Origin of the sequence: Massilia sp. YIM B02443 (assembly GCF_030411955.1) — a bacterium.
Lineage (GTDB): Bacteria > Pseudomonadota > Gammaproteobacteria > Burkholderiales > Burkholderiaceae_D > Telluria.
This window is the reverse complement of the sequence record NZ_JASNRA010000009.1, coordinates 202,302-209,717: the sequence shown is the minus strand read 5'-3', so window position 1 is coordinate 209,717 and position 7,416 is coordinate 202,302. Positions and strand designations below refer to the sequence as shown.

6 protein-coding genes are annotated in these 7,416 nt (G+C 71.8%); 3 read left to right on the top strand and 3 right to left on the bottom strand.

The window, feature by feature from the left end; genetic code table 11:
* Window positions 1-305 precede the first annotated feature (305 nt).
* Entirely contained in the window at window positions 306-2,279 is a 1,974-nt protein-coding gene (locus QPK27_RS11950; protein ID WP_290418456.1) for a glycosyltransferase family 2 protein, read from the bottom strand.
* A 270-nt stretch (window positions 2,280-2,549) separates the two neighbouring features.
* Between QPK27_RS11950 and QPK27_RS11945 the strand changes: the two genes are divergently transcribed.
* The 3 genes from QPK27_RS11945 (at window position 2,550) to QPK27_RS11935 (ending at window position 4,501) form a co-directional block, all read left to right on the top strand.
* Window positions 2,550-2,945 (top strand): MAPEG family protein, encoded by a 396-nt coding sequence (locus tag QPK27_RS11945; RefSeq protein WP_290418455.1) that lies wholly within the window; start codon window positions 2,550-2,552, stop codon window positions 2,943-2,945.
* Window positions 2,946-3,101: 156 nt separating this feature from the next.
* Window positions 3,102-3,965: a universal stress protein gene (locus tag QPK27_RS11940; RefSeq protein WP_290418454.1), complete on the top strand. Its 864-nt coding sequence runs from the start codon at window positions 3,102-3,104 to the stop codon at window positions 3,963-3,965.
* A gap of 74 nt (window positions 3,966-4,039) precedes the next feature.
* Window positions 4,040-4,501 carry a bacteriohemerythrin gene (locus QPK27_RS11935; RefSeq protein ID WP_290418453.1) on the top strand — a complete coding sequence of 154 codons (462 nt, stop codon included), beginning with the start codon at window positions 4,040-4,042 and terminating at the stop codon, window positions 4,499-4,501.
* A gap of 36 nt (window positions 4,502-4,537) precedes the next feature.
* Here the strand turns inward: QPK27_RS11935 and QPK27_RS11930 are convergent, their stop codons facing one another.
* Together QPK27_RS11930 and QPK27_RS11925 are read right to left on the bottom strand one after the other, a co-directional pair.
* Window positions 4,538-5,089: a flavin reductase family protein gene (locus tag QPK27_RS11930; RefSeq protein WP_290418452.1), complete on the bottom strand. Its 552-nt coding sequence runs from the start codon at window positions 5,087-5,089 to the stop codon at window positions 4,538-4,540.
* A gap of 72 nt (window positions 5,090-5,161) precedes the next feature.
* Window positions 5,162-7,348 carry an ATP-binding protein gene (locus tag QPK27_RS11925; protein ID WP_290418451.1) on the bottom strand — a complete coding sequence of 729 codons (2,187 nt, stop codon included), beginning with the start codon at window positions 7,346-7,348 and terminating at the stop codon, window positions 5,162-5,164.
* Window positions 7,349-7,416 lie beyond the last annotated feature (68 nt).

Sequence of the window (7,416 nt, the reverse complement as noted above, 5' to 3'; positions counted from 1 at the left end):
GTGTGCTTAATTAGATGTCCGAGAAACCCGGACTACCTCAGTGCCGAAAAGTGGACACGAGCTGAACATTGGACGTTCATGCCATGGTGTGATTTGACCATTTCTCGCCACAGGCTCGCCGTCAACTGTTCAGTCCGTGTCCACTTTTCGGCACTGACCCTGCGTCTGGGATCGATAGAGAGAGGATGGCTCGTGCCGTGATGGGCGCAGCGGATGGATGCGCTGGTGGAACGCTTTGGCGGCGGAGCGGCCAAGCGTGCCGGCTGACGGATGAACGTGGCGCGGTGGGTTGCCGCTCGAAGGTGTCAGCTGGACGGCGGCGATGAGTGGTGGGCTGCTTGCTTGCGGGCGATGACGTCGCGGAAGAAATTCATCAGCGCCGGGACGTGTTCGTCGAAGCAGAAGCGCAGGCGCGCGTCCCAGGCGCGGCTGCGCAGCGCGGCCATGCGCGGGCGGTCGCGCAGCTGGCGCGCCAGGTCGTCGATGGTGTCGAAGAACAGGCCGATGCCGAGCGCCGCGCTCAGGGTCCGGGTGGCGACGATGGCGCCGGGATTGGCGCGCTGGATCAGCGGCAGGCCGGCGGCGGCCAGGGTCGCCAGTCGCGCCGGATAGTTCAGGTCGTCCCAGTCGGCGCGCCGGATCTCGCCGCCGTTGCGGCTCTCGAACACGTGCAGCCAGCCGGCGTCGTAGCGCGAGAATTCCTCGACCCAGCGCTCGGGGCCGACGTGCGCATGCAGGTGCAGGTGCGCCGGCGCCAGGGCGCGCGTGGTGGCGATCCAGTCGCGCCACAGGCCATGGCTGAAGTCGCCATAGAAATGCAGGTGTACGTCGTGGCGCGCCAGCTCGGCCACCATCGGCGGATGCAGGCCGATCGGCCGCCCCGGCACCACCGTATGCACGGCGCCGCTGCGCGATGCCAGCTGCGGCGCGCGGGTGCGCGCGAACCATTCGCGGCGCGGCAGGTCGCCGTCGAGTACGTGCTGCGGCCCGGCGCGTGCACCCGGCACCGATGTGGCGAACCAGTCGCGCAGCTCGGGCGTGCTCCAGATGCAGCCGTCCGCCTCGCGGCACAGCGCCGCCGCCAGCGGCCAGCTGCCCTTTTCCATGCAGATGAACGGGCCTTCCTTGAAGTGCCAGACGAAGGGGATGCCTTCCGGCTTGCCGCCCGGCTTTGCGCGTTGGAGGCCGCTGGAGATGCCCCGCGCGGCACGCATCACCTCATGCGCGAACGGCACCGCCTGCCAGTTGAGCTGGGCGTAGATCAGGTCGGGCTCGATGCGGGCCAGCGCCGACCGCCAGTCGTCGTGCGGCAAGTCCTCGACGTGGCCGAACGGCAGCGGACCGACCGTGTTGTACCAGCCCGGTTCGCGCATCCACAGGCCGTACAGGCGGTGGCCCAGCGCTTCCAGCGCCAGCACCCGGTCGGCGTTGTAGGCCAGTTCGCCGGCCAGCACGATGCGCAGGCTGCGCTGTCCATGCCCTGGCCCCGGGCCGGCATCCGGGCCCGGCGCGGCCGGCGGCGCACGCGGCGGCATGCCGCGCAGGTGGGCGTACTGGGTCAGTTCGTCGATCGCGTTGCCGGTGGTGGAGTGAAAGCGCAGTGGCGTGGCGACCCGGTAGTGCTGGCGAAACGGATTGATGCCGCCGCCCGGCTCGCGCATCAGCTTGTGACGCTGGGCCGGATGGTCGACCCATTCGCAGCTGACGCGCCCGCTCGCGGCGACGCCGCCCAGCGCGCGCAGCCGCGTCCAGAACAGGCGGTCGAGGTCGTCGCTTTCGAGCTCGGCGCGCTCGGTCCAGCGCAGGCCGATGCGGCGGTGCATGCATTGCACCAGTTGCAGGCAGCTGCCGGGGATGGCGCCTGCGGCGTGGCGGTTGTAGTGATGGCGCACGCCGGCGTGTGCCAGCACGGCGCCGGGCGTTGCGTCGAGCAAGGCCGCCAGTTCTTCCAGGTGTCCACGGTAGAACACGTCGTCGCTCGGCAGATAGGCCAGCAGCGGCGCGTGGGCGGCGTCCAGGCCGGTGTTCAGCGCGCGGCCCAGGCCGCCGTTGCGGGCCAGGCGCAGGCAGCGGATGCGCGGATCGTGCAGCCATGGCGCCAGCGCTGCGGCGGTCTCGTCGGCGGAGCCGTCGTCGACGACGACCGCTTCCCACTCGGCCAGCGTCTGCGCCTGCAGGCTGTCGAGCGCGCGGCCGATGAAGGCGGCCTGCTCGAAGGTGGGCATGATGACGCTGACGCGCGGCCGGCCGGGCTCGCTGCCGGCCACGGTTGCGGGCATGGACGCAGGCATGGGCGCAGGCATGGGCTCACCGGCCGGATTCGGCCCGGCTTGCTCGGTGGCGGCGGGATCGCTGGACATGGCTGGGCGTGGGCACGTGTGTCCACCCAGACTAGAAGGCGGCGCCGGTGCGCGTTTGTCGCACGTCAGCGGTGCGCGCATGCTTTGGCGAAAGCGCGACACTGTGTTCGACAAGCCGGGCCCGGCCCCGCAAACGCGGCCGGCGCCTGCTTCCGAACCACACGCGATATAAACCAACAGAAAGAACAAATGACGACAGAACTCACGCTTCTCGGCTGGACCCTCGTGCTGGCCCTAATTCAGATCCTGCTGGCATCGAGCCTGCGCACCCAGGAAACCGGCGTCAAGTACAACGCGGGGCCGCGCGACGGCGGCGCTCCGCCGCCGCGGCCGGTGACGGCGCGCCTGCAGCGGGCCCAGGCCAACCTGTTCGAGACGCTGCCGCTGTTCGCGGCGGCGGTCCTGATCGCCCACGTCTCGGGCAGCGAAGGCGACCTGACGCTGTGGGGCTGCTGGCTGTACCTGGTGGCGCGCATCGTCTACGTGCCGCTGTACGCGGCCGGCATCCCGATGGTGCGTTCGCTGGTGTGGCTGGTATCGCTGGCGGGCCTGGTGCTGGTGCTGGCGGCGGTCCTGTGGCAATGAGCAGCCCCCCAGTCTTCGGGATTATTCGATCGTGAGTTGATTGAGATCAAACGCTCGTCTGACGCCGCCGATGGCGCGGCGTATAGTGGATCGCCATGCGACCGGTCCGCCTGTTGCGGGCCAACCCGGCAAGCCACCCCGAGCGGAGATGCCACCATGTACAAGACCATCCTCGTCCACGTCGACGGCAGTGCGCGCCAGCAAAGCCGGCTGCTCGCCGCCGCGCTGCTGGCCGACGCGCACGGCGGCCACGTGGTCGGCAGCGCCGCCACCGGCATGTCGATGGCCAGCTACGCGGTGCTGAACGGTTCGATGGCGATGCCGGTGTCGAACCGCGAATTCCAGGACCTGCGCATTGAGGCTGCCGCCCTGCTCGACGGCTTCGTCGACCAGGCCGCCCGGCTCGGTCTGCAGGCGCCCGAGACCCGCCTGGTCGAGGACAGCACCCGCGACGGCCTGCTGCTGCAGTCGCGCTACGCCGACCTGGTGGTGCTGAGCCAGGACGACGGCGACGGCGCGGCCAAGCCCGGCCTGGAAGAAGGCGCACTGCGCGGCGCGCTGCGCGGCCTGCCGCAATACCTGGCGCTGCACGGCGTGCGTCCGGTACTGGTGGTGCCGGCCGGCTACCGCGGCCAGCCGCTGGCCGCCAACGTGCTGGTCGGCTGGGACGGCGGCGTGCCGGCCCAGCGCGCCATCGACGCCGCCCTGCCGCTGCTGCGCGCGGCCGGCAGCGTCAGGCTGGCGGTGATCAATCCCGACGACCAGCCCGGCCTGCACGGCGACCAGCCGGGCGCCGACATGGCGCTGCACCTGGCGCGCCATGGCGTGCGGGTCGACGTCGACGTCGAGCGCACACGGGCGCCGGAAGCCGAGGCGCTGATGGACATGGCGCGCGACTGCCACGCGGGCCTGCTGGTCACCGGCGCGTTCGGCCACAGCCGCTACCGCGAATGGATCCTGGGCGGCGTCACGCGCGAGATGCTCGACCATGCGCCGGCGCCGCTGCTGATTGCACACTGATCGCACACTGATCGCACACTGATTGCACACTGAATCCCCTCCATCTATCCACTGTCCAGAAAGTGACTCCGCCGATGACCTTCCGCCGCTTCCCCGAATCCGGCGCCGGCGCCCTGGGCGCCGCGATCCGGCATGCCCGGCGCCACCTGTGCGCACGCCTGGCCGACTGCGCCGACGCCGACTGCACCCCGGACGACTGTTTCGCTCAGGCCTTCCCTGGCCTGGTGACGGCGGTGGAAGCTGGATTCCGGCACGAGGAACTGGTGATGGAAACGGTCGACTACGCACTGCTGCACGAACACCGCGCCGAGAACGCCACCATCCTGGCCGCCCTGCACCGCGCCATGCCGCTGGTCGAGGATGGCGACATCGCGCTCGGGCGGCAACTGGTGGAAGCGCTGCACGACCTGCTGTCGCTGCACCGCCTGAGCACCGACCTGGTGCTGGCGGTGGCGCCGCGCGCGCCAGTGGCGCGCCTGCGCCCGCGCGTGCCGCGCCTGCTGCAGCCTCCCGGGTCGCGCGCCCGGCCGCACTGAGGTCGCTACAATCCGCCGCCCGGATCGGACGGACGGCTACTTCAGGCCCTGCCGCCGGCGCCGGATCACCTCGCCCGACACCATGAACACGCCGTCGCCCTTGTAATGCAGCGTCTCCGGATGGCGCGGCCTTGCCTGCACCCGCGCCGCCACCACTTCCCAGATGAAGAAATCGTAGCGGCCGACCATGCTGTCGTCGTGCAGCCGGCATTCGAACTGGGCGTGGCATTCGCGGATCGAAGGCGCGCCGACGCAGCTGCTCTGTTCCGGCGTCAGGCCGAACGCTTCGAACTTGTCGATCTCGGCGCCGGTGGTGGAGCCGACGCCCAGCACCGCCTCGATCTGGTCGCTGGTGGGCAGGTTGATCACGCATTCGCGGCTGGCGCGGACCAGGCGGTGGCTATGGTTGCCTGAGGCGATCACGCAGCCGATCAGCGACGGGCTGAATTCCATGATCGTGTGCCAGCCCATCACCATGACGTCGCGTTCGCCCGCGTGGCAGGACGAGACCAGCACCACCGGCCCCGGCTCCAGGTAGCGCCGCACCTGGTCGAGCGGCAGCGGCTGTTTGCGTGCGGTGCGTGGCATGGCGGCTCCCGTGATGAACACGGCCATATTGTGGCAGCCGCAGGCGGCAACCGGCGGACGATTGGTGCGCCGTCAGCCGCCCGGCGGCGCCAGCGCCCGCCGCAGCGCGTCCAGCGTCGCCGGCTTGGTCAGGTGGACGTCGAAGCCGGCCGCCAGCGCGCGCGCCACGTCGGCCTGCTGGCCGTAGCCGGTCAGGGCTACCAGGCGCAGCGGGCCGGCGCTGTCCGCGCGCCCCATGTCCTCGCGCAGGACCCCGGCCAGCGCGTAGCCGTCCATATCGGGCAGGCCGATGTCGAGGATCGCCACCGCCGCCGGTTCCACCAGCGCCAGCGCGCGCGCCTCGGCCGCATCGTGCGCCACGCGCACCCGGTGTCCCAGTTCGCGCAGCAGCAGCGCGGTGGCGCCGGCCGCGTCCTCGTTATCGTCGACCAGAAGGATCGACTGCGCCTGCTGCACATCCAATGTCACACCCGGCGCGCTGGCATCGGCGGCGGCGCCCAGCGGCAGCATCACTTCGAAGCAGCTTCCACAACCCGGCCCGTCGCTGAAGGCGGCCACCCGCCCGCCGTGCAGCGTGACGATCTCGCGCACGATCGCCAGCCCCAGTCCCAGGCCGCCGGTGCGGCGCGCCAGCGGCTGCGGCGCCTGGTAGAACGGCTCGAACACGCGCGCCAGCAGTTCCGGCGCCATGCCGGCGCCGTTGTCGGAGACCGTGATGCGCGCCTGCCCGTCCGCCACCGCGAGCACGATGCGGGTGTCGGTGCTGCCGAAGCGCGCCGCGTTCGACAGCAGGTTGCCCAGCACCTGGCCCAGCCGCGTCTCGTCGCCCGCCACCCAGACCGCCGGCGGCGCTTCGACGCTCACCGGTTCGCCGGCGCGCGCCGCCGCCGCATGGCGCACGGTGTCGGCCAGGTTGAGTGGACGCGGGTCGATCGCCAGCTTGCCGGAGGCGATGCGCGACACGTCGAGCAGGTCGTCCACCAGGCGCCGCAGGTGGGTCACCTGGCGCCGCATCACGGCGCGCTCGCGCTGGCTGCCCGGTTCGGCGCGCAGGTCCATCAGGTCGAGCGAGGTCAGGATCGGACTGAGGGGATTGCGCAGCTCGTGGCCGAGCATGGCGAGGAAGGCGTCCTTGGCCTCGGCCGCGTGGCGCGCCGCGCCCAGCGCTTCCTCCAGCGAAGCCAATAGACGCGAGCGCTCCTCTTCGTGCGCGGCACGGCGCGCGGCGGCCGCTTCCAGCGCCTGGCCCATCTGGCGGATCTCCTTGATGCGCGACGGCGCCACGCGCACGCCTGCGCCGCTACCGAGCGCTTCGGCGCCGGCCTGCACGCCGCGGATGCGGCGCACGATGCGCTCCGACAGCCAGGACGCGATGGCGAAGCACAAGCCGAGCGACAGCGCGGCGCCGGCCAGGTACACCGCGTAGCGCTGGAACAGGCCGACCCCGAAGCCGGCGCTGGGCGCGCCGACCGCCACCACCCAGCCGTAGCGCGGCGAGGTGGTGTAGGCGCTGACCAGGGTGTCGCCCTCGAGTGCGCGGGTGGCGCCGACGCTTTCCGGGCCCGAGGCGCGCATCAGCGCCGCCAGCGAGGGGCTGGGTGCGCCGGCCACGGTGCGTTCCTGGTCGCGCGAGCGCGCCACCATATTGCCGGCGCCGTCGAGCACCCCGATCACGGAATCGGGCGGGATCTCCTGGCGCGCGATCACCTCCAGGAAGCGGTCCGGCTGCAGCGCGGCGGTGAGCACCCAGGGCTGGCCGTCGGGACCATTCACCGGGATGCGCACCGGCACCGCCGGCCGTCCGCCCTGCCCGCGCGCCACGCGTCCGGCCACCGGACGGCGCTGCTCGCGCGCCTGCCGCAGGCTGTCCGGATCGGCGGTGCGCGCCGGCGGCGCGCCGTACGGCGCCATGGTGCGGAAGATCGGATGGCCGTCGGCGTCGCTCAGGATCACGCCCAGCCAGTCGGGCCGCGCCAGGCGGCGCGCGGTCTCGTGGAAGGCGCGCAGGTCGCCGCTCGCGAGGGCCGGGCTCTTGGCGATGCCGCTGAGGGCGGCCACGGTGCTGTCCAGTTCCGCATCGACCGCGCTGGACAGCGCGCGTGCGTGGCCGATCATCAGGCGCTCCTGCTCCTGCTCGAGGTAGCGCGCGGCGCCGTGGATGGTCCATGCGCCCAGCAGCGCCAGCGGCAGCAGGCCGATCGCGGTCAGCAGGATCAGCAGATGGCGCAGCGAGAGGGCCGGGCCGGCGTCTTGGCGCATAGGGGTACTGGGGGTCCGCAGGTGAAAACGCGATTATACGGTCGCGCCCGGCGGCGGCCGGAATTTTG

Bases quoted from the DNA above. Each gene is read 5' to 3' on its own strand.
- QPK27_RS11925 (WP_290418451.1), bottom strand. From the start codon at position 7,348: ATGCGCCAAGACGCCGGCCCGGCCCTCTCGCTGCGCCATCTGCTGATC.
- QPK27_RS11945 (WP_290418455.1), top strand. From the start codon at position 2,550: ATGACGACAGAACTCACGCTTCTCGGCTGGACCCTCGTGCTGGCCCTA.
- QPK27_RS11950 (WP_290418456.1), bottom strand. From the start codon at position 2,279: ATGCCCGCAACCGTGGCCGGCAGCGAGCCCGGCCGGCCGCGCGTCAGC.
- QPK27_RS11930 (WP_290418452.1), bottom strand. From the start codon at position 5,089: ATGCCACGCACCGCACGCAAACAGCCGCTGCCGCTCGACCAGGTGCGG.
- QPK27_RS11940 (WP_290418454.1), top strand. From the start codon at position 3,102: ATGTACAAGACCATCCTCGTCCACGTCGACGGCAGTGCGCGCCAGCAA.
- QPK27_RS11935 (WP_290418453.1), top strand. From the start codon at position 4,040: ATGACCTTCCGCCGCTTCCCCGAATCCGGCGCCGGCGCCCTGGGCGCC.